19 protein-coding genes and 2 pseudogenes are annotated in these 21059 nt (G+C 57.7%); 14 read left to right on the top strand and 7 right to left on the bottom strand.

The window, feature by feature from the left end:
• The 4 genes from PWM43_RS13980 to PWM43_RS13965 form a co-directional block, all read right to left on the bottom strand.
• A partial coding sequence (locus tag PWM43_RS13980) for a recombinase family protein (RefSeq protein ID WP_289843131.1) occupies positions 1–238 on the bottom strand: 238 nt, incomplete at its 3' end.
• Between the two features lie 32 nt (positions 239–270).
• Entirely contained in the window at positions 271–615 is a 345-nt protein-coding gene (locus tag PWM43_RS13975) for a type II toxin-antitoxin system RelE family toxin (RefSeq protein ID WP_289843130.1), read from the bottom strand.
• A complete protein-coding gene (locus tag PWM43_RS13970) occupies positions 608–871 on the bottom strand; it encodes a type II toxin-antitoxin system RelB/DinJ family antitoxin (protein WP_289843129.1) in 264 nt (87 codons plus the stop codon). The genes PWM43_RS13975 and PWM43_RS13970 overlap by 8 nt, the downstream gene beginning before the upstream one ends.
• Before the next feature lie 107 nt (positions 872–978).
• Positions 979–1239: a hypothetical protein gene (locus PWM43_RS13965; RefSeq protein ID WP_289843128.1), complete on the bottom strand. Its 261-nt coding sequence runs from the start codon at positions 1237–1239 to the stop codon at positions 979–981.
• A gap of 630 nt (positions 1240–1869) precedes the next feature.
• On the opposite strand from PWM43_RS13965, the gene PWM43_RS13960 reads away from it, so the two are divergent.
• The 8 genes and pseudogenes from PWM43_RS13960 to PWM43_RS13930 all read left to right on the top strand — a co-directional run bounded on the left by PWM43_RS13960 (position 1870) and on the right by PWM43_RS13930 (position 8503).
• Positions 1870–2937, top strand: a complete 1068-nt coding sequence (locus PWM43_RS13960; RefSeq protein WP_289843127.1) for a hypothetical protein — start codon at positions 1870–1872, stop codon at positions 2935–2937.
• A 104-nt stretch (positions 2938–3041) separates the two neighbouring features.
• Positions 3042–3746, top strand: coding sequence for a toll/interleukin-1 receptor domain-containing protein (locus PWM43_RS15455; protein ID WP_394356092.1), 705 nt, complete (start codon positions 3042–3044; stop codon positions 3744–3746).
• A 295-nt stretch (positions 3747–4041) separates the two neighbouring features.
• Positions 4042–4494: a GNAT family N-acetyltransferase gene (locus PWM43_RS13955; RefSeq protein WP_289843126.1), complete on the top strand. Its 453-nt coding sequence runs from the start codon at positions 4042–4044 to the stop codon at positions 4492–4494.
• Between the two features lie 81 nt (positions 4495–4575).
• Positions 4576–5053: pseudogene (locus PWM43_RS13950) on the top strand (DUF2840 domain-containing protein).
• Positions 5054–5806: 753 nt separating this feature from the next.
• Positions 5807–6124: a hypothetical protein gene (locus tag PWM43_RS13945; protein ID WP_289843125.1), complete on the top strand. Its 318-nt coding sequence runs from the start codon at positions 5807–5809 to the stop codon at positions 6122–6124.
• Between the two features lie 215 nt (positions 6125–6339).
• Positions 6340–6432: pseudogene (locus tag PWM43_RS15450) on the top strand (hypothetical protein); the annotation flags it as partial.
• A gap of 70 nt (positions 6433–6502) precedes the next feature.
• A complete protein-coding gene (locus tag PWM43_RS13935) occupies positions 6503–7909 on the top strand; it encodes a DUF3363 domain-containing protein (protein ID WP_289843123.1) in 1407 nt (468 codons plus the stop codon).
• A 162-nt stretch (positions 7910–8071) separates the two neighbouring features.
• Positions 8072–8503, top strand: a complete 432-nt coding sequence (locus PWM43_RS13930) for a ribbon-helix-helix domain-containing protein (RefSeq protein WP_132127028.1) — start codon at positions 8072–8074, stop codon at positions 8501–8503.
• Between the two features lie 366 nt (positions 8504–8869).
• Here the strand turns inward: PWM43_RS13930 and PWM43_RS13925 are convergent, their stop codons facing one another.
• The 3 genes from PWM43_RS13925 to PWM43_RS13915 form a co-directional block, all read right to left on the bottom strand.
• Positions 8870–9319, bottom strand: a complete 450-nt coding sequence (locus PWM43_RS13925; RefSeq protein ID WP_062106294.1) for a phosphate-starvation-inducible PsiE family protein — start codon at positions 9317–9319, stop codon at positions 8870–8872.
• A 149-nt stretch (positions 9320–9468) separates the two neighbouring features.
• Positions 9469–11391: a potassium transporter Kup gene (locus tag PWM43_RS13920; RefSeq protein ID WP_289843122.1), complete on the bottom strand. Its 1923-nt coding sequence runs from the start codon at positions 11389–11391 to the stop codon at positions 9469–9471.
• 91 nt (positions 11392–11482) lie between these two features.
• Positions 11483–12706 (bottom strand): outer membrane beta-barrel protein, encoded by a 1224-nt coding sequence (locus tag PWM43_RS13915; protein ID WP_289843121.1) that lies wholly within the window; start codon positions 12704–12706, stop codon positions 11483–11485.
• Positions 12707–13110: 404 nt separating this feature from the next.
• Between PWM43_RS13915 and PWM43_RS13910 the strand changes: the two genes are divergently transcribed.
• Genes PWM43_RS13910 through PWM43_RS13885 form a run of 6 tightly spaced genes read left to right on the top strand, consistent with a single transcriptional unit; the run spans position 13111 to position 21039 of the window.
• Positions 13111–13200: a K(+)-transporting ATPase subunit F gene (locus tag PWM43_RS13910; RefSeq protein ID WP_077813867.1), complete on the top strand. Its 90-nt coding sequence runs from the start codon at positions 13111–13113 to the stop codon at positions 13198–13200.
• Between the two features lie 3 nt (positions 13201–13203).
• Complete coding sequence (gene kdpA / locus PWM43_RS13905) at positions 13204–14910, top strand: potassium-transporting ATPase subunit KdpA (protein WP_042058423.1); 1707 nt, start codon at positions 13204–13206, stop codon at positions 14908–14910.
• Between the two features lie 33 nt (positions 14911–14943).
• Positions 14944–17043: a potassium-transporting ATPase subunit KdpB gene (gene kdpB / locus PWM43_RS13900; protein ID WP_042058420.1), complete on the top strand. Its 2100-nt coding sequence runs from the start codon at positions 14944–14946 to the stop codon at positions 17041–17043.
• Between the two features lie 13 nt (positions 17044–17056).
• The gene (gene kdpC, locus PWM43_RS13895; protein ID WP_289843120.1) at positions 17057–17671 is read left to right on the top strand and encodes a potassium-transporting ATPase subunit KdpC; all 615 of its coding nucleotides are present in this window, start codon (positions 17057–17059) and stop codon (positions 17669–17671) included.
• A 3-nt stretch (positions 17672–17674) separates the two neighbouring features.
• The gene (locus tag PWM43_RS13890) at positions 17675–20356 is read left to right on the top strand and encodes a sensor histidine kinase (protein ID WP_289843119.1); all 2682 of its coding nucleotides are present in this window, start codon (positions 17675–17677) and stop codon (positions 20354–20356) included.
• Positions 20353–21039, top strand: coding sequence for a response regulator (locus PWM43_RS13885; RefSeq protein ID WP_042058412.1), 687 nt, complete (start codon positions 20353–20355; stop codon positions 21037–21039). The genes PWM43_RS13890 and PWM43_RS13885 overlap by 4 nt, the downstream gene beginning before the upstream one ends.
• Positions 21040–21059: the final 20 nt, after the last annotated feature.

Here is a 21059-nt window from a genome sequence, read left to right as displayed (position 1 = left end):
GATCCAGCGCCTCGGCGAGCACGATGTCGAACTGCCCGGCTTGCGCGTCGCGCAGAAGCGTCTGGATGCCGGGGCGCAGGATCATGCTGGCCCCGGAAATGGCCGCGTCACGGTAATAATCCACCACCTGCCAACCCTCGCGCGCGGCGCGCTCTTCACAGAGCCGGAACTGGTCCTCGATCGAGGCCGCCAGCTGGTTGTCCGAGGAGTAGCGGGCATAGAGCGCGACACGGGTCATGGCGAAACTCCTGGCAAATGATTTCGTACGGTTTACCTTATGCGACGTTTACCGCTGGATGGCTTTGTCCGATCGGCTGGCGTCTCCGGGACGCGCCCGGTTGCCGCCGTGTAGATTTCATTATCCTCGCGATGTCCCACCGCGATGACGAAGATGACGATCCGCTGTTCCACGACCTGATAGACGAGGCGATAGCCGTCCTGGCGCAGCTTGATCTTGTAAAATCCGGCGAGATCGCCGTGCAGTTCGTTGCCGGGAGAATGCGGGTTCAGAACCAGTTTTTCGAGCTTTTTCTCGAATTTCCTGCGAATGCTGCCGTCCAGCCCGTCCCATTCCCGAAGTGCGCGATCATCAAATTCGATCGCGTATTCAGTCATCGGGATGGCGGGCCTTGAGTTCTGCCAGCGTCATGCGGTGGCGGGGGGCGGGATTGGCGAGGCGTTCGCGGACGATTTCGATCAGCCTTGCATCTTCGTCGGTCACAAGCCGCCGCTTGACCGGCGGCTGGCCGGTCTCGGCGATATAGGCCAGGGTATCGCGCAGCACGTCGGACAGGGACATGCCTTGCGCCGACAGCTTCGCGACAGCGGCGGCCTTGAGGGTGTCATCGACACGGAACGTCACGGCGGACATGGCTTCCTCCTGATTGCAAGACAAATGTAATACATTTGTACGAATATGGGAAGCGCAAAACAGGTGATCCCGGCCTGCCTGAAGTGGTGCCTTGGATGGGACTGGCATCATTCATCAGGTTCCTTCCGACTGGCTGCTCCTCGGTCTGACGAAGCGTTGTCGTTGGCGGCGTCAATCTGACCTATCCGCCGTTCGAATTCCTCGCGGGCGATCTGCCGTCCCAGCAGGCGCGCCAGGATGAGGATCAATGCATCCGTTCGCGCCTTCATGGCCGGATCTGGAAGGGCGGACTGGACAGTATCCGTGGGTTTGTTATCGTTGGCCGGAGATTTCGGTCCGGCGTTCGATATGCGGTTTTCGTCCGTCATCGTGCAGCCCTTTCCGTTTGGAGAGGACAGCAGCATCACGTGCGGAAAGACGCCGTGCAACCGAAAAAATTAAGCCATTTCAATGGATTGTCGGCGTACGTTAGGTGCTGCGTACTGGGGCGTAGTCAGGCGTACACGTGGCGGTGTTTTGTAAGAAAAACGAGAAATCACAAGTTGGTGAATAATTAATTCAGGGGGAACGATTCGTCTACTTTGTTGTAAGAGCAGTTTCTGCCCTCATTCCAGACATGAGTAGTAGGCCTCAAGCCTAGTCATCATAGCGGATGTCATTAGTTCAAAATTTATGCATAGATGAACCGATTCCGGTTGCTTTAACTTCAGTATAGATAAGGGAAAGAGCCGACATTTCCGCAGGATCCACGTGCGATTTACATTGGCAGGAGATTAGCAAAAATGTAGCACATTCTCTCATCGCGTATATCGTGGAAAGGGACTCGAGCGTGTAGCCAAGCCCCTGCGAGCCATTCCGGCGATCGCATGTGGTTAGTAGCGTTCAGTGGATCGAGCGACCGCATTGCATTGATCGGTGCCTCTGCTTGCGCTGATTATTTACATAATACTTGAAAAGTATTTTCATGCGGCTCTTGTTCGCGCATTCTCGATCCCTATATGTTCTACATCGCAGCAAGGGGATCAAGGGTGGCAAAGCGTTTTCCTTGGAAGAGCAATTACCGTCAAATTCCTCTGTTTGTGCAGAATGCACTGAATAACATTGACAGCGATCTCATCGTCGTTGCCGCGACCAAGAAGATCAAGCGCAGGGATATTGAGACAGGGCAATATAGCCACGTTGGATTGAGCATAGACGGTTCTTCCGTCATCGCCGCAGGTCCGACCCAACCGCCTGCCGACGCTGGAAAGTGGTCTGAGCGAAACGCTCATGGCTGGGACCGCAAGCGCGAAGATTGGCCGATGGTCCAGAAAACATGGACCTTCGAATCACCTAATTTTGGTGACGGCGCGCGCAACGGCTGGACGATGCGTTCTTGGACGAAAGACGTCTACCAACACCAAATTTTTGAGCCGCAGGGCATGACCATCGAAGCAAGTGTGCTTCAAGATAAAGGTGGTGAGGAGGTGGTGATCATATTTGCGCTCGCGCCCATGCTGAGCCGCAGTATGGCCGAGTTCGAGTTGATGCTGCTCTGGGCGGTCAATGTTCTGCAAGAGAATACGGGCGTCACTGGCGTATTCGCGAGCGACGCCAAACGGGAAGAATACCTCTCAACCATCACGCTTGACTGGCAGATTTTTCCACCGGGGACTGCTGACGAAGTTGTTGCTCGCTTGTTGGGATCGGCGCATCCGACGAACGCTCCTGACTTCGAGAAACATGTTCGCGAGCGGGTGCGATTGTTCGAGGGCTTCGAGCCGAAAGCTTACATTCGGGGCCAGGGTGGCTTTGGCTCATATTTCGGCGCAAAGTTCGCTGACAATTTAGTCGTGTTCGAGAACCTCAAATACGGTAATGCAATCTATTTACTTTATCAGGATTGGGACGAAGCATCCCAACGGTCCCGACTTGATCTTCTCCGCGATCAGGACGCACATTTTGATCGCGTGGTGCATGCTGATGGATGGCAAGATCGATTTACATCGCTACTGCATGATAAGCTTTTTGAGCGCGGCTTACGGCGGCGGCGCAGTGGTTATAGATCGAAGCGGCGCCGTCGCTGATTTGCCGGGAATAATCCGGGACAAATGCATTGCTTACGTTGGACGTAGTGAGAATATAATTATTTTAAATTTCTGGCAGAAAAGCCGACAAGAAGGGAGAATACATGGCCCAATGTACTGCACCGGTAAGGGGACATCGCTCGGCTGCGGCGGCGGCTGACTGCCCTGCTTGCGGAGGGCGATACAGTAGTTCACGGGGATATGGTGGCTACAGTAGTTACAGTGACTATGGCAGCTATCGGCCTTCTCCTTCCGGGAGCCGGAGCACCGGTAGTTCGGCGCGGCATAGTTCAAAGCCACGATGGTCTACACCGAGTTCGGGAGTGTGGTACGCACCTGAAGAAGTAAGGGCACTTACTCCTATCCGTGAATCTGTCGAAAACCTCGCGATCTCGCAACCTGATCTTAGAGATGTTTTTCTGTGCCACGCGTGGGATGACCGTCAGGGGGCCGCAAAAGACCTTCATGACCTACTTGAAAAACGCGGCGTTCGTGTATGGTTCAGCGAGAAAGACCTTGGCCTCGGCGTGCCTATGATGCGGGCAATTGATAAGGGTTTGGTGAATTCTCGCATCGGTATAGTACTAGTTACGCCTGCCATGTTGCGTCGCCTTCCCGCAGAAGGTGTCGCCGACAAAGAGCTTTCGGCTCTCCTCCGGCGTGAGAGGCTCGTGCCCGTCGTACATGGAACAACATACGAAGAATTGGAGAAGGTCAGCCTTCTGCTAGCGTCTCGGGCTGGGCTAAGCACTGCCGAAGAGTCATTGGCGGAAGTTGCAGCTAAGATCGCTGAGCTGGTTGCAACTTAGTCCAGTTGAAAGACAAGAAGACGTTATTACCTTAACTTTGGACATTTGGATCAGGGTTCTCGTGGTGATATGTCTTCCTTTTGCTATTCAAAGCCTTCAAAATCGTTCGTCGCAGCCGTTTTGAGTAAGTCAAAGTTGAGGGTTGAAAGTCCAAAATAGGCGTATATGGCATGAACGTCGACATCACGAATGATTGCTTGTCTAATCCCTCACGCCGACCAGACAACATTCCGGTTCCCTCTTTGTTGTCGTTTGGAGTGGTTTGGCTCGTTTTTAGAACTCACCATATAAAAATATGACTGAGATGATTCGAGTTGCGACGATCAGCGATGCCGAGGCCGTCGCAGCGCTTACCAGAGCAGCTTACGCCAAATGGGTGCCAGTGATCGGGCGAGAACCGCTCCCGATGAAGGCAGACCACGCCGCATTCATTCGTGACCACCGGGTAGACCTTCTGTTCGCTGGTTCAGATTTGGTGGCGCTTCTCGAAACAATCCAGCATGAAAACGACATTCTGATTGAAAACGTCGCCGTTGATCCTCGCTTCCAGAAGCGTGGCTATGGAAGAAAAATGCTTGCATATGCGGAGCAACTGGCCGCCCAGGCCGGTGTAGGCATTGTCCGCCTGTATACGAACTCTCTGTTCGAAGAAAATCTTCGCTTATACGCATCACTGGGTTACGAAATCGAACGTGAAGAGGCCCGAAACGGCGGGGTGGCAATCTACCTGTTCAAGCGATTACCCTGACGGCAGTCTTCTTATTGCCGTCATCCTCCCGGCAAAGTCTGTGCTGGCGGGAGCGTCGGCCGTGAAGAGGAAACAGACGTGATGCCTGAGGATCCGTTCGCCCTGATCACGACAGTCGAACTGACCTGGATCGAGAAGCAGGTGGAACGCTGGCTGCGCTTCGGGCGGCCTGTCTCGGACACGATCCTTGACCGTCAGCGGCGCATGCTCAGCTTCGCGCCCGGCAGCGTGTTCGCCTTCGTGCGCTGGGCCGCCAACGAGTATGGCACGGTTGAATCGCACATCGACATCGTGCGCACGGTGGGTTCGGGCGAAGACTACCAGACTGTCCCATGCGTGCGGCCCGGTGCCGAGGTGTTGCTGCACCAGAATTCATGGCCGCGCGTCCAGCGTGTAATGGAAGCGATCGACGTGGTCGAGGCGCTGGACATCGACCTCGACAGAGGTCAGTCCCGATTACTGGTGTCAACTTCACCATCGGCTGGAGGCCCGGCAGCAGCCCGATGCCTATACCAAAGCACGGCATCGGGCATGGCTGCGTCGTCGCGCGTTGCATTGAGTGCGCTGTCCGCGTCTGGCTTACCGACGTTGGCCCGTGCCTTTCCCTTCTCTTTCCGGCCAGCTTGTCCATCCTCCTGTCGCGTCCGTTTTGTGCCGGGACAACGCGACGCTTCGCGCCGCGAGCGGAAGGTGCCGGCTGCGCCGCCGCGTGTATTTTTCTCACCTTCGGACGTGTTCGGACACCGCTTCTACTAACGATTGTGGCGTTGAGTGGCACGAGTTTTCCCGCATCCGGAACACCGTCCGCATGCGCTGGACGGTCGGCCCGGATGCGCGACGAACGCATGCTGACCGATCGGTTATCGTCGCCGGAAGTGTCGTCCGTTTGGCAATCCCCCGTGATGTGCGGAGGTCGTTTTCGATCAGGTCAGGCGCATGGTTTTGACGTGTGTTCGGCACGTCATAAGAGACATCGAAGACGGGTCGCGGTGCAGCGTTTCGACGTCCCGTTCGATTGGTGTCGGCAGGTGCGTCATGGCAGATTTTCGGGCCTTGGCACGGATATCCCGAAGTGAGTGCTGGATTCCGAAAAGTCGAAAAAACGTGAGGGCAAGATTAAAGGACGTGGCACTCCTGCCGGTCCAGCCCTGCGGTTTTCTCTGTCTGCACATGGGGTTAGAGAAAGTTCGGGAGGCACTCTGGATTTCTGGCGTATGAGCCGTCATTTTTCAGGAGTGAGGGTTTCCCGCCGTTTCTGACGGCACTGTTCCCCGAAAAGCCTGGTTTTCGCGAGGTCTGGCCATGGCGCAGGATGACGACACCGCGTTTCGCCCCAGAGTTGGACGCCTCCGTTCGAAGGGCGGTCCGGCGCGCGGTCGCACCGACTTTCTGGCGGGCATCCGCACACAGGTTCGGCGGCAATCCCTGTCCCCCGGAAAGAGGGGCGGCAGCGGGTCGGGCGGCGGCAGTGGTCGCCGTTCATCTGTTGGGTCGGGTGCGGCCTCGCGTGCGGGAAGCGCGGGGCGTTCCGGTTCCACCCGTGGGGTGGGTCGCGGGCGTGGCGCGTCCTTCGTCCGGGCGCGCGGGATCGCCGGCTGGCGGCATCAGCTATCCGGTGCCCGGCGTGTGACCGTGAAGGCGCGTGTGGTGCGTCAGGCCGGGAAGGGAGGAGGAGCCGCTGCCCACCTGCGTTACATCCAGCGTGACGGCACCTCCCGCGACGGCGAGCGTGGTGTCCTGTATGGCGCGGAGACCGACCGTGCCGATGCGAAAACCTTCCTCGAACGTGCTGCGGAGGACCGGCATCAGTTCCGCTTCATCGTCTCGCCGGAAGATGCCGACCGGATGGAGGATCTGACGGACTTCACCCGCGACCTGATGACGCGGATGGAAGCCGATCTCGGCACACGTCTGGACTGGGTGGCAGTGAACCATTTCAATACCGCGCATCCCCATGTCCATGTCGTTATCAATGGCCGAGACGATCAGGGCAAGGATCTCGTCATTGATGGCGGGTATATCACGCACGGCCTGCGCGAACGCGCGTCTGAATTTTGTCACGCTGGACCTCGGCCCCGTGTCCGAGATCGAGCAGCGGCAGAAGCTGGAAACCGAGATCGACCGCGACCGCTTCACCCGCATCGACCGTGCCCTGCTGGCGCAGGCGCAGGATGGTTCCCTCGACATGCGCCCTGGCAGCGACGTCGCATCGTCCGATCTGGTGGACCGGCGGCTGTGCCTGTCACGTCTGACCAAACTGGAACGCATGGGACTGGCCAGCCAGACGGAACCGGGGCGGTGGACGCTCGACGACCGGCTGGAAGAACGCCTGCGCAATCTCGGCGAACGGGATGAAATTACCCGGCAGATGCATCGCGCCCTGAAAGCGCGCGACAAGGGCACAGCGCCGACGCGCGATCCCGCGCATTTCCGCTTCCATGGCGAGGTTCCGGAAAAACCGGTCACCGGGCGGCTGGTGGACCGGCACCTGACCGACGAACTCGGGGAGAAACTGTCGCTGGTGGTCGCTGGGATCGACGGACGGGTGCATCATCTGCGCGGTTTCGATCCAGCCCAGATGGAGGACATCCCCCGTAGCGCGATCGTGGAGATCGCGGCAGCTCCTGTCCTCGACAAACCGCGCCCGTCCGATCGGGCGATCCTCGCCCATACCGAGGACGGGATCTATCGCCCCTCCACCCATCTGGAACAGATGCAGCTCGACCGCTGGAACCTCAAAGGCACGCCGGAAGACCTGATCAAGGGGCATGTCCGCCGTCTGGAAGCTCTGCGTCGGGCGGGGATTGTTGAACGGTTTGAGGCCGACCGCTGGCGCATCCCGGAAGACTTCCAGAAGAAGGCCATCGCTTATGACGCGGCGCGTGCCCCGAAGGCGACGGTGCGGCTGCTCTCGGCCTTCGATCTGGAGGTGCAGATCGGTTCCGACGGGGCGACCTGGCTCGACCGGCGTCTGGTGGCTGGGACCAGACGCGACGACGACCGGGTGGAGGCCGGGTTCGGGGGTGAAGTCGGCGATGCCCTGGCCAGACGGCAAAAGGCCCTGATCGACCGTGGGGATGCCAGCCTCACCCCGGAGGGCGTGGTCCGCTATCGCAGGAACCTGCTGGCGACGCTGGAAGGGCGGGAGGTGGAACGGGTCGGACAGGTGATGGCCGAAAAGCGGGGGAAGTTATGGCGTCCGCTCGATCGCTTCGAGACCATTCAGGGCACGCTGAAAGGCCCGGTCGATCTGGCCAGCGGGCGCTTCGCGGTGCTGGAAAGCGGACATGAATTCTCGCTGGTGCCCTGGAGACCGGAGATCGGGAAACAGCGCCAGAAGGAGATGGCCATTTCCATGGACGAGCACGGTGGTATCTCGTGGGAGCTGGGTCGGGGCAGGGGGCTTGGCTTGTAGCAGGATGCCCCCGCGAGTCGTTTCGGAAGGCAGACAAACACCGACAAAAGCCGCCAATTTTACGCCAGGCTACGCCCCCGTACGATGCCGATCGAACAAGGGTTTGCGCCACAAAAATTCCGCGTCAATCTGTCATCGGACCTCCAGATCGGGAGCACGGCGATGGTCAGACGGCAGCGGATGAACGTATATTTCGAGCCGGGCCTGCTGAAGCAGGTCGAGGCGCTGGCCGAGCGCCGGAAAGTGTCGAAATCGGCGGTGATCGAGGCGGCGGTGCTGTCGCTCGTGTCCGGCGAGGACGATGGACGCCGGGATGCGGCCCTGTCGAAGCGCCTGGACCGGCTCGGGCGGCGGATCGACGATGTGGACGAGGCCGTCGCCGTGCTGGGGGAAGCGTTCGCGCTCTATACCCGTGCCTGGATGAGGCACCAGCTTCCCATCCCGGCGAACGAGAACGAGGCCGCGAAGGATCGGGGCGCGGAGATGTATGCCCGGTTCAACGAGGTATTGGTCCGGCGGCTGGCGAAGGGGCAGCGGTTCCTACATGATCGGGTAAGGGATGTCGCAGGGCAGAAAAGAGGAAACGATATGTAAATTGCTGCCAGCGCTCACGAGGCGTCCGCAAAATGATACCCGATAAGTTTCGCGACAGTTCCAGCGTGAGTTTGGGCGAGATCGTGATCCTCGCAGTTATTGACATGAAGGTTGGATAAAGGTGGGAGTTCGGTAAACTAGGCAATAGGCGATGCCCAGCGGCGATGCCACTAATAGGATCATTATCGCCTCCTAGCAGGAGCGTAGAAGCTTCGATCGACATTATCTGGTCTGAAAGATATTCCCCCGATGTCTGCGATCCATGATGCTGCACGCGGATATGCTCGATAATAATCCGTTCTCCATTTTGAGTCGCCAAGATCAGAGAACGGAACGAAAGCGTTTAGATTAGTGGACAGAATTAACTCAGAAATTGTCTGATTGCAAAGCAGGAGGCTGCGGTTGGTATCGAGGCTGTATAAACCAATAAACCAGGCCTAAGGAAAGAATGGCGGCGGAAAGGCCAAGCATTTCGTTGAAGTCGATTTCTTTTAGATCGAGAACGATAAACTTTCTGACGGTCGCCAATATGCCGATAAGGAGAATGGGCTCGATACGAATAATGCCATGCTGTTTTCCTGCTGACGGCGTAATAAATGATCTTTTGAATTCAAGTGCAATTAGAATTGTAAAGAACATTCCAAAAACTGCTTGAAGGTTCTCAGGTGTGGTCGAGTTTATTCCGCGATCGGCAAGCATTACTACGATCGACACGGTGAGATGAAGAAGGGAAACGCTCGCGATCAACATGATGATCGCGCTTAGTGTCGTCATCACGCACTGTTCGAACAGATCAAAAATACGTTCTTTGAACATATTAGAAAAAATTCCTCTGATTTTCGACGGGAATACCTGCCTTTATTTCAGTCGAAGCAGATCATGTTTCTCTTTAAATTTTTACTATATTTTCCATGCATCTTATTTTTTGTCGGTATACCGCGCCGTTTCATACGGCGCGGTGATCATCAGATACCGATACGGACGCCCAGTTCGACAACCCGATCGAGTGGTATACGCAAGAAGTCCGTGACGGGCGTTGCATTTCGCGTCATGAGAAGAAACAGCGCCATGCGCCAACGTGAGATCTGGGACGGCTGCGCACGGACCAGCAATTCACGCGACACGAAATAGGAGGCCTGCGGCAAGTCGAAACCGGTATCCCCAACCTGTAGTTGAGCAAGAGCCACCGGAAGATTCGGCATTTCCATGAAGCCATAACAAAGCATGACCCGATAAATGTTTGGCGCGATCTCGGTTACTTCGGCCCGCTGGTCGGGCGCCACCTGAGGAATGTTGACGTTCCTGACCGTGAGAAGAATAACGTGATCATGTAATACCTTGTTGTGTTTGAGATTATGAAGAAGCGATGTCGGAATGTATTCAGGATTTGCCGTCATGAACACACCCGTCCCTGGCACACGGATAATGCTCCGGGAATGAGGAAGACGCGCAATGAAAGTTCCTACCGGCATCGCATCATGCTGTTGCCGTGAGAGAACAAGGCTTCTCCCTTTTTTCCATGTGAACATCATCATGATCAAAACGGCTGCTAGCAGAACCGGCACCCATCCGCCTTCAATGATTTTCAGAGTGTTCGAGGCGAAAAAAATTCCGTCTATGATAAAGAAACCGCCGAACACGGTGATGGTCGCCCAAGCAGACCATTTGTACCGGTCTCGATAAACAACAGCAGCGAGAATACAGGTGCAGAGAAATGTGCCGGTTACGGCAATGCCATAGGCCGACGCCAGAGCCTCGGAACTACGGAACGCGATGACGAGAAGCAACGCGCCCACCATGAGCGAATGGTTGAGACCAGGCAGGTATATCTGGCTTTCTTCCGTGGGGTTTGTGTGCATGATCCGCATGCGCGGCACATAACCGAGTTGGATTAATTGTCGGCACAGGGAAAACCCTCCGGATATGCACGCCTGGCTGGCAATGACTGTGGCAATTGTCGATATGATGATCATAGGGATCTGAAGCCATTGCGGCCCCAGCAGAAAGAACGGATTGGAGATCGTTGCCGGATCAGAGATCAGCAATGCCCCTTGACCGAAATAATTGAGTGCCAGGCAGGGCAGGACAAAAAACAACCACGTTTCGCGAATGGGCCTGCGCCCAAAATGGCTCATATCGGCATAAAGGGCTTCGGCACCGGTCACGGCGAGGACTACGGAACCAAGGGCCAGGAACGACAGATAACCATGCCGGGCGATGAACATGATCGCATAGGTAGGTGAAAGTGCAAGCAGGATCGTAGGGTGGTGAAGGATGGCAAGAATGCCTAAAACCCCAATCATCAGAAACCAGAGTACCATCACCGGACCAAAAATGATGCCGATCTTGCCCGTGCCATGAAACTGGATCGAGAACAGTCCGATCAGAACGGCAATTGATAAAGGGACAACAAGATGGCTCGCGGCCGAAAACGAAACCTCGATGCCCTCGATTGCCGAGATGACCGAGACTGCTGGTGTAATGATGCCATCGCCAAAGAACAGGCAGGCCCCTATGACACCGATCATTCCAAGAAGCAGCTTGACGGATTTACGCTTCGCGTTCTGCTGCGCCAGAGACATCAGAGCGATAATGCCACCCTCGCCATTATAGTCGGCGCGCATGACAAGAATGACGTATTTTACCGTCACGACGAGCATGAGCGTCCAGAACAGGAGGCTTTCAACTCCCAGCACCTCGCTTGCGGAGATAGTTCCGTGATCCGATACGACTTGAGCTGTCGTGCGCAATGCATAAAGCGGGCTGGTACCGATGTCGCCGAACACGACCCCAAGCGCGCCTAATATCGCGGCAAAGCCGGCAGGACGAGCATCATGTCCCGCTGACCCCTTTCCGCCCTGAACGGCGACCGGTGCTGTTAAAGACACTATCTCATCTCCAGTAATATTGATTGATCAAGCCGAGTATTCCGTGCATGCTTTTTGATCTGTGCATCGCAGTGTGAAGAATTACCTGTCATTAAAAGCCGAGCACCGCATCTGCGCCAAAGGTGAACTGGCCTGTGTTGCGCAGGTCGTTGAAGGGCGTCGTGCCATTGAGGGAGCGATCGAAGCGTATTTCCGGGCGAATCTCGAACAGCTTGACGTGGTGTCCGAAGGCCGGATGCCAGTTCGTGCCGAGCGTGAGCGCGCCATAAGTCGTGGGTGGGGCAGACTGGGTATACGCGCTCTTGCCCAACGTGGCCCGGATATAGGAGGTGTCGCCAAGGAACGAGGTGACGAATAGGCCCGTATTATCGCGATAGATCTCGCCGCGATAGTTCAGCGTGAGGCTTGGTGTGATCTGATAGCTCACATAACTGACGAAGCTGTAAGCATCCGCGCGAAGGCCATCGTCATGCATATAGTTGAACTCGCCGGTCACGGAGAGCTTGTCGTTGATCTTGTACGTTCCGTTCAGGTCGTTCCAGAACCTCTGGGAAGAATTGGCCTGTTTGCCCAATGTCCGGATGGCGTCTTCCGGGCCGACGCGGCCGAGATAAGTAAAGGAAAATTTTCCGCCAAGCAGCCCGCTGCCATTGACGCCGAAATAGCCGGCTGCCGCGTGATTGTTGTCGCCTCCACCAAACGAGACCTGATTACCGGTATCGACACCGAAAAGCGCACTGAAATGGTCATCGACATGCCATTGGAACATCCCGCCGACATGTTCGAAGGTGGTGGAATACTGGGTCGTGTAGGATAGCGTGTAGAAGGGCCTCAGTGAGGGATCATAGGATTCCACACCCATTGGAGAAGTGAGGATACCTGCTTGCATATCCAGCCCGTGCCGGGTCAGCCAGGGCAGATGCAGGTCAAGATGCGCCTGGGGGAGGATGAACTGGTAGCGACTGGAAATCGCGTTCGAAGTAATCCCGGCTATCTGGAAGTAACGTGCATCGGCACCATACATACCCTGAAGAAAAAAACCGATCTGATAGTCATGTGCTGTCGTATCGACAGCGCGGTTGACCGTCAGAAGAATCTGGTCTAGCTGCGGTTGATTGGCGCGATCGCCGAAGAACTGGCCAAAATTGACGCCGTTATCGGGTCGGGCGGGATTGGCGTTGATGCCTCCTTCAATCTGTGCGCCGTAGGTGATGGACTTCGCCCAGCTTCCGAGATCGGAAGCGAAGGCACTGGGCACGGCCCAATGCGACGCTGCCAGCAAGATCATCGTGGCGAAACCGAGCCGACGGACCATGTCCCGGTTTGCCCCGACTTCAGATAGCTGCGGTGCAAGCATGATTTTTACGCTGCCCACCGAATAGAACGTCCCGCGCAATCGTCGGAGACGCTGCAGACTATAAGCCACATATTTCATATCAGCGATCATTCCCGGCTCGAGATTTTCTTAGCCGAGTAGGCATCGGGTCATGGGTCTGACAAGAGCAAGGGCCTTTCCGTCGCCCATTTTCACCCGAATTCCTATGAGATTCATATATTGCGGCGGCGAATGCCCTCTCTCTTTCCTATGCGGATGCTGCGATAACCTGTTTTGGCAGAAGGAATGGATTTCTATGCTTGATGTTCTTTATTGCGGACTTGGAATCGTGGGTTTTTTGATTTCCCTGGGCTTCCTGTCCTTTTGTGAACGGATCTAGCGTCATGTCGCTTGATTTCATTTTAGGCGGCGCGGTGACCCTTGGCCTTCTGGTCTACGTCTTCTTTGCGCTGGTGCGTCCGGAAAGGTTCTGAGAAATGACGATCACTGGCTGGACGCTCATAGCCGCCTTCCTGGTCGCGACGGTTCTCCTCACTCCCGTTGCCGGTAATGCCATGACGCGTGTGATGGGCGCGTCCATGGGAGCCGTCGGACGCTTCTTCAGACCGTTGGAGGCAGGTCTCTACAGGCTTGCCGGGATAGATGCGGCCCGGGAACAAAGCTGGTGGGGCTACGCCCTCGCCATGCTGGTTTTCAAGCTGGTCTGTTTCCTAGTGGTCTACTCATTCTTGCGCTTGCAGGCGCATCTCCCCCTCAATCCGCTTGGTCTCGGCTCGCTGACACCGGATCTTGCTTACAATACCGCCATCAGTTTCATGACGAATACCAACTGGCAGAGTTACGCCGGCGAGACGACAATGAGTTATCTCAGCCAGATGGCGGCGCTGACGGTGCAGAATTTCACCTCGGCCGCCGCGGGTATCGCCATTGCGTTCGCCGTATTTCGGGGGTTCGCCCGGGGTAGTGCCAAGACGATCGGCAATTTCTGGGTCGATCTGACGCGGATCACGTTGTATGTGCTGGTCCCGGGAAGTGTAGTCCTGGCCTTATTCCTCGTATGGCAAGGCGTGCCGCAAACCTTCTCGAATAGCATTGCGGTCACCACGCTCGAAGGCGCGCACCAAACCATTGCTGTCGGGCCGGTCGCCTCGCAGGAAGCGATCAAGATGCTGGGAACCAACGGCGGCGGGTTCTTTAACACGAACTCGGCGCATCCGTTCGAGAATCCCACACCTCTTACGAATTTCATCGAGATGCTGGCAATTTTCGTGATCGGGGGGGGGCTGACCTCCGCTTTCGGGCGCATGGTGGGCGACAGGCGGCAGGGATGGGCGGTGTTCTCCGTCATGGCGGCGCTGTTCGTCGTGGGTGTGGCCGTGACTTACTGGGCCGAAGGGCACGCCAACCCGGCATTCGCGGCGCTTGGCGTTGATCCGGGCTTGGGCAACATGGAAGGCAAGGAAACGCGGTTCGGGATCGCGGCGTCCTCGCTGTTCGCCACTGTGACGACCGATGCTTCCTGCGGTGCGGTCAATGCCATGCACGAGAGCTTCCTGCCACTGGGCGGAATGGTTCCGCTGGTCAATATGATGCTTGGCGAGGTGATCTTCGGCGGCGTCGGCTCGGGAATGTACGGCTTCCTGCTGTTCGCGGTCGTCTCGGTGTTTATCGCAGGGCTGATGGTCGGGCGCACACCAGAGTATCTCGGCAAGAAAATCGAAGCGCGCGAGATCAAGATGACCATGCTGGGCATCCTGGTGCCCCCCATGATGATCCTCACGATGACAGCCATCGCCATAGTTGTTGCTCCAGGCACCTCTGCAATGTCCGCCAGCGGTCCGCATGGCTTCACCGAGGTGCTGTATGAATACACGTCAGCCGGCGCTAATAACGGCAGCGCCTTTTCCGGTCTGACGGCCAACAGTTTCTGGAATATCACACTCGGAATCACGATGATGATCGGTCGGTTCTTCGTCATCATTCCCGCGCTGGCCCTCGCGGGTTCGCTCGCCGCCAAGAAGACGGTTGCACCCTCTGTTGGCACGTTTCCCACCCATGGCGGGCTGTTCATCGGTCTCGTGATCGGCGTGATCCTGATCGTGGGAGGCCTGACCTTTCTGCCTGCCCTCGCCCTCGGTCCTATCGTCGAGCATCTCGCGATGGGCGCCGGTACGCTCTATTGACGGGATAGCATCATCATGACTGTTCAATCTATAATGCCGGCTCATGATGGACCGGGCGGAAAAGAGAGTGGCCGCAATCCGGGCCGTTCGAGTCTTCTGCGTGCCGATCTTCTGGTGCCCGCGATCCGCGAGAGCTTTCGCAAGCTCGATCCGCGTGTCATGTGGCATAACCCGGTCATGTTCGTCGTAGAGATCGTTTCCACACTGACCACGATCCTGCTGCTCCGCGACCTTGCGACGGGAGCACCGCATATTGGCTTCGCCATCCAGATCAATCTCTGGCTCTGGTTTACGGTGCTGTTCGCGAATTTTGCCGAAGCCGTCGCAGAGGGGCGCGGGAAAGCTCAGGCGGCAAGTCTTCGCCGGGCACGGACGGATGCGACGGGTAAGCGGCTTCTGCCCACCGATACTGGCAAATGGTCCTATGCGGGTGTGTACGAAGAAGTGCCCGCGCCCGAGCTTCAGCCCGGCGACGTGGTGCTCGTCGAGGCGGGTGATTTCATGCCGAGTGACGGTGAGGTGATTGATGGTGTCGCCTCAATTGACGAGTCCGCGATTACTGGCGAGTCAGCGCCGGTTGTGCGGGAGAGCGGTGGCGATCGTTCTGCTGTCACTGGTGGCACACGCGTCCTGTCGGATTGGATTATCGTCAGAATTACCGCCGCGCAGGGCTCAACCTTCCTGGACCGCATGATCGGGCTTGTCGAGGGGGCGCAGCGACAGAAAACGCCCAATGAGATCGCTCTCAATATTCTGCTTGCGGGACTTACGCTCGTCTTCATCTTCGCGATTGCGACGATTCCGTCTTTCGCCGCCTATGCCGGCGGACAGATTCCCGTTCTTGTGCTGGTCGCGCTGTTCGTGACGCTCATTCCGACCACCATCGGCGCGCTGCTTTCGTCCATCGGCATCGCAGGCATGGATCGGCTGATCCGCTTCAATGTGCTCGCCATGTCCGGTCGAGCGGTGGAGGCAGCGGGTGATGTCGATACGCTGTTGTTGGACAAGACCGGTACGATCACCATAGGCAATCGTCAGGCCTCGGATTTTCTTCCGGTTCCGGGTGTGACGGAACAGGAACTCGCGGACGCGGCCCAACTTGCCTCGCTGGCCGATGAGACCCCGGAGGGGCGTTCAATCGTTGTGCTGGCGAAGGAGCGTTTCAACATCCGTGCCCGGGAAATGGCACAGGCCGGGATGCAGTTTGTTCCGTTTACCGCCCAGACCCGCATGAGCGGCGTTGACATCGGCGAGCGTTGCATCCGCAAGGGAGCCGTGGACAGTGTGCTGGCCTATCTTGGCAATCCGGCAGATGCTTCCGCCCAGGCGGCGATTGCGAACGCGGACACCGTGGGACGCGCCGGGGGCACGCCGCTGGCCGTGGTGGACGACGACAGGTTGCTCGGGATCGTGGCGCTCAAGGACGTCGTCAAGGGTGGCATTCGTGAGCGTTTCGCCGAATTGCGCCGTATGGGTATCCGCACGGTCATGATAACGGGCGACAATCCTCTCACGGCCGCTGCGATCGCTGCCGAAAGTGGCGTGGACGATTTTCTTGCTCAAGCCACGCCAGAAGCCAAGCTCGCATTGATTCGCAAGGAACAGGCTGAAGGCAAGCTTGTGGCCATGTGCGGCGACGGTACCAACGATGCTCCCGCTCTGGCGCAGGCGGATGTCGGTGTGGCGATGAACACCGGCACAATGGCTGCCCGCGAAGCCGGAAACATGGTCGATCTCGACAGCGATCCGACGAAGCTGATCGAGATCGTGGGGATCGGCAAACAGCTCCTGATGACACGCGGCGCGCTGACCACGTTCTCAATCGCCAACGACGTGGCGAAATATTTCGCCATCATCCCGGCCATGTTCATAGGCTTTTATCCGCAGCTCTCGGCGTTGAACGTCATGCGCCTAGGCACGCCGCAGAGCGCCATCCTGTCAGCGATCATCTTCAACGCCCTCATCATCATCTTTCTTATTCCCCTTTCGCTCACGGGGGTGCGCTATCGCCCCGTCGGGGCGGCCGCGCTCCTGCGACGCAATCTTCTCGCTTTCGGTGTTGGCGGTGTCGTGGCGCCGTTCGTCGGCATCAAGCTGATCGACCTGCTCGTCAACGCGCTTGGCATCGCCTGAAGGAAAAAGTTCCATGCTTCGCGAACTGAGACCCGCCCTCGTCCTGTTTCTCTTCCTTTCCGTTGTCACTGGCGTGCTCTATCCGCTGGCCATCACAGGGGCCGCAAGCGTCCTTTTTCCGCGACAGGCGGGGGGAAGTCTCGTCCTTGTGGATGGCAAGCCGGTCGGCTCTGAACTCATCGGGCAGAATTTCACCTCGCCGCGCTATTTCCATCCCCGCCCCTCAGCTACCAGCGGTCCAGATCCGGTCGATGCGTCGAAATCGGGGCCGCTGCCCTACAATGCCGCAGCGTCCGTGGGCTCCAACCTCGGTCCGACCTCGAAATCTCTCGTGGACAGGGTCACGGCAAGCGTCGCCGCGCTACGGGCTGAAAATCCGGAGGCCCTCAGAGAGGGGCTTGCCATTCCGGCCGATCTGGTGACGACGTCGGGCAGCGGTCTGGACCCGGACATCTCACCCCAGGCCGCCCGGTTCCAGGTGTCCCGGATCGCTGCGGCCCGGAAACTTCCTGAGGAGAGGGTACACGACCTGATCCTGCGCATGACCCAGGCGCCGCTGGCGGGAGTGCTTGGAGAGCCGCGTATAAATGTCCTGCGGTTGAACTTGGCACTTGATGCTATGAAATAGCTGATGGAGGACCGTATCGACAGACCCGATCCTGATGCGCTTCTGCGCCAGACCACCCATGAAATGGGCGGGACGCGCGGTCGGCTAAAGATATTTGTCGGCGCGGCTCCCGGCGTGGGCAAAACCTTCGAGATGCTCACGACGGCGCACCGGCTCATAAGGGATGGCGTCGACGTCGTGGTGGGCATCGTCGAGACACACGGGCGATCCGAAACTGCGGCCCTGCTCGACGGTCTGGAGGTCGTGCCCCGTCGTGTCGTGGCTTACCGGGGCCAGACGCTGACTGAGATGGATCTGGACGCGATCCTCGCCCGTCAGCCCCGGCTGGTACTGGTCGATGAACTGGCGCATACGAATGGATCGGGCAGCCGTCATCCGAAACGCTGGATGGATGTCGAGGAGCTACTCGCTGTCGGAATTGATGTCTTCACCACGGTCAATATCCAGCATCTGGAGAGCCTGAACGACATCGTTGCCGGTATTACCCGGATTCGCGTACGTGAAACCGTGCCCGATACTGTGATTGACCGGGCCGACGAGATCGAGTTGATTGACCTGACGCCAGCCGACCTTTTGCAACGGCTGCGCGAAGGCAAGGTCTATACGGCGCCGGCGGCGGCGCGGGCGATGCGGAATTATTTCTCGCCGGGAAATCTGACCGCGTTGCGCGAACTTGCACTGCGACAGACCGCGCGGCAGGTCGACGCCCAGTTGATCGACCATATGCGCTCCAACGCGATCAACGGTCCATGGGCAGCGGGAGAGCGGATTCTTGTCTGCCTCACGCTTCAGGATATTGATGGAAGCCTGCTACGCTATGGACGGCGGCTCGCCGAACGGTTTCACGCACCCTGGACGGTGCTGCATGTGGAGACCAGCCGGGAAGCTGGTGTGACAATTCGTCAGCGCACGGCAAGCCAGATGCATCTCGCGCAGTCGATGGGTGCGGAGACGGTCACGATACCGGGCCAGGACGTTGCGGCCGAGACACTGGTCTGGGCGCGGCGCCACAATATCACGCAGATTGTCGCCGGACGTCCCGTAAGCAGTCCCTGGACAAACTGGCTGATGCCATGGGCTTGGGCATCGGTAACGCGTATTCTGGCCGACCGGGCTGGAGATATTCCGGTCCATGTCGTGGGGGCGACCGATGTTGATGGCGACGTAGAAGAAAGGTCGGAAAAGCGCCCGCTCGCCTTCAGTCCCTATATCGCGGCGACCGGCATTGTGGCTGCCGCACTTGTTCTGTCTCTAGCGCTTCGTCATGGGATGGAGGTTCAGAATGTCTCGCTGACATTCTTGACAGCCGTGCTCGGTGTTGCTCTCGGCTTTGGCTTATGGCCCTCACTCTACGCCTCGGTCATGGCCGTGCTGTTGTTCAATTTTTTCTTTCTGCCGCCACTTTATACGTTCGTTATATCTTCGCCCGACAACATCGCGGCTCTCGTTTTTTTTTCCATAACCGCCGTCACGGCCAGTCACCTTGGCAATCGGGTCCGTGCGCAGGCGATCGTTGCGCGGCATCGGGCGGAGATTACCGAGTCATTGTACGAGTTCAGTCGTAAGCTCACCGGCATCACATCCATGGATGAGCTTTTGTGGACGACCTGTCGGCAGATCGCCGAAATGCTCGACCGGCAGATCGTCATTCTTCTGCCGCACGACGACAAACTCATCATCCGCGCCAGCGATCCGCCGGAAAAAAGTTTGGACTCTGCTGACCTTGCGGCGGCGACATGGGCGTGGCGACATGATCGTGCGGCGGGACGGGGCTCCGATAATCTTCCGGGTGCACGTCGGTTGTTTGTGCCATTGCGGACAGCACGTGGACCTATCGGGGTGATTGGTTTGGATTCTGATGGTCCCGGACTCCTGCTCGGGCAGGAGCAGCAGCGTCTCGTCGATGCGTTGGGCGATCAGACTGCACTCGCGATCGAGCGCATCGTCTTGTCACAGGATCTCGATCAGGCGCGTTTGCACGCGGAAACCGAACGTTTGCGTGGGGCGCTTCTTTCATCGATCTCGCACGACCTGCGCACACCGCTTTCCTCCATCCTCGGGGCGGCGTCCAGTCTCGATAGTTATGACGCTCTGCTGGATGACAAGGATCGGAAAGAGCTTCTGTCCACTATTCGTGAGGAAGCTGAACGCCTCTCGCGTTTCGTCGCTAACTTGCTCGACATGACGAGGCTGGAAGCCGGAGCTCTGACCCCCGCGCGACAACTCTGCGATCTGGGCGAGATTGCCGGAAGCGCGCTGGCGCGTGCTGCCGTGATTCTCCGGCATCATCACGTATCGCTCAAGGTCGCACCCGATCTGCCACTGGTCCCGCTGGATGACGTTCTCGTGGAGCAGGCATTATTCAATATTCTCGATAACGCCGCGAAATATACTCCCGAGGGCAGCATGGTGATGATCGAAATCGCACGAAAAGGGGGAAGTATCCGCCTGCGTCTGACCGACGAAGGCCCTGGTCTGCCCGCCGACAATCCTGAACGGGTATTCGACAAATTCACACGTATCCAATTCTCGGATCGGCAGCGACCGGGAACGGGACTTGGTCTCGCGATCGCTAAAGGATTTGTCGAAACTGCGGGTGGTTCGATCACGGCGGAAAACCGTCCTGATCGCACCGGTGCCGTGTTTACGATAAGTTTTCCGATTGTAGCGGAGGTATCAGGATGAGTGCGCCGCGTGTCCTCGTTGTCGATGACGAACCCGCCATCCGGCGTCTTCTGCGAACCAGTCTCGCGACCCAGGACTGGCGCGTGATCGAGGCTGGAAACGGCATGAGCGCGCTGGCGGCGGTGAAAGCCGAAGAGATCGATGTCGTGCTGCTTGATCTGGGACTTCCAGACATGGACGGTATCGAAGTCATTCGCCAGATACGCCTGACGTTGCCCACTTTGCCGATTGTCGTACTTTCGGTGCGCGATGACGAACGGGGCAAAGTGGCTGCCCTGGACCTAGGAGCGGATGATTATGTTACCAAACCTTTCGGCATGGCCGAGCTGATCGCCCGGCTGCGCGCCGCGCTCAGGCATGCCCTTCAGAAAGAAGGCACGATTCCGCTCTATGTCTCAGGTGATCTCAACGTGGATCTCGTTCGTCGAATTGTGACCCGTAGCGGCGATGAAGTCCATCTTTCGCCGCGAGAATGGGATATTCTACGACTCCTGATCCGTCATGCAGGACGTGTCCTGACCCATAAGCATATATTGGGGCAGCTTTGGGGGGCGAACGGAGATGTCCAGCAGTTAAGGGTGTATATTCGGCAACTGCGCCAGAAGTTGGAAATTAACCCTGAGAGGCCGCAGCACATTATCACAGAGACTGGGGTTGGGTACCGTCTGACCCTTGTGGAGTGAGGTCATTCGGACGCTGGGTA

Origin of the sequence: Brytella acorum (genome assembly GCF_029309905.1) — a bacterium.
Classification (GTDB): Bacteria; Pseudomonadota; Alphaproteobacteria; order Acetobacterales; family Acetobacteraceae; genus Brytella; species Brytella acorum.
The sequence above is the reverse complement of the archived record's forward strand: the minus strand, read 5'-3'. Positions and strand labels throughout refer to the sequence as shown.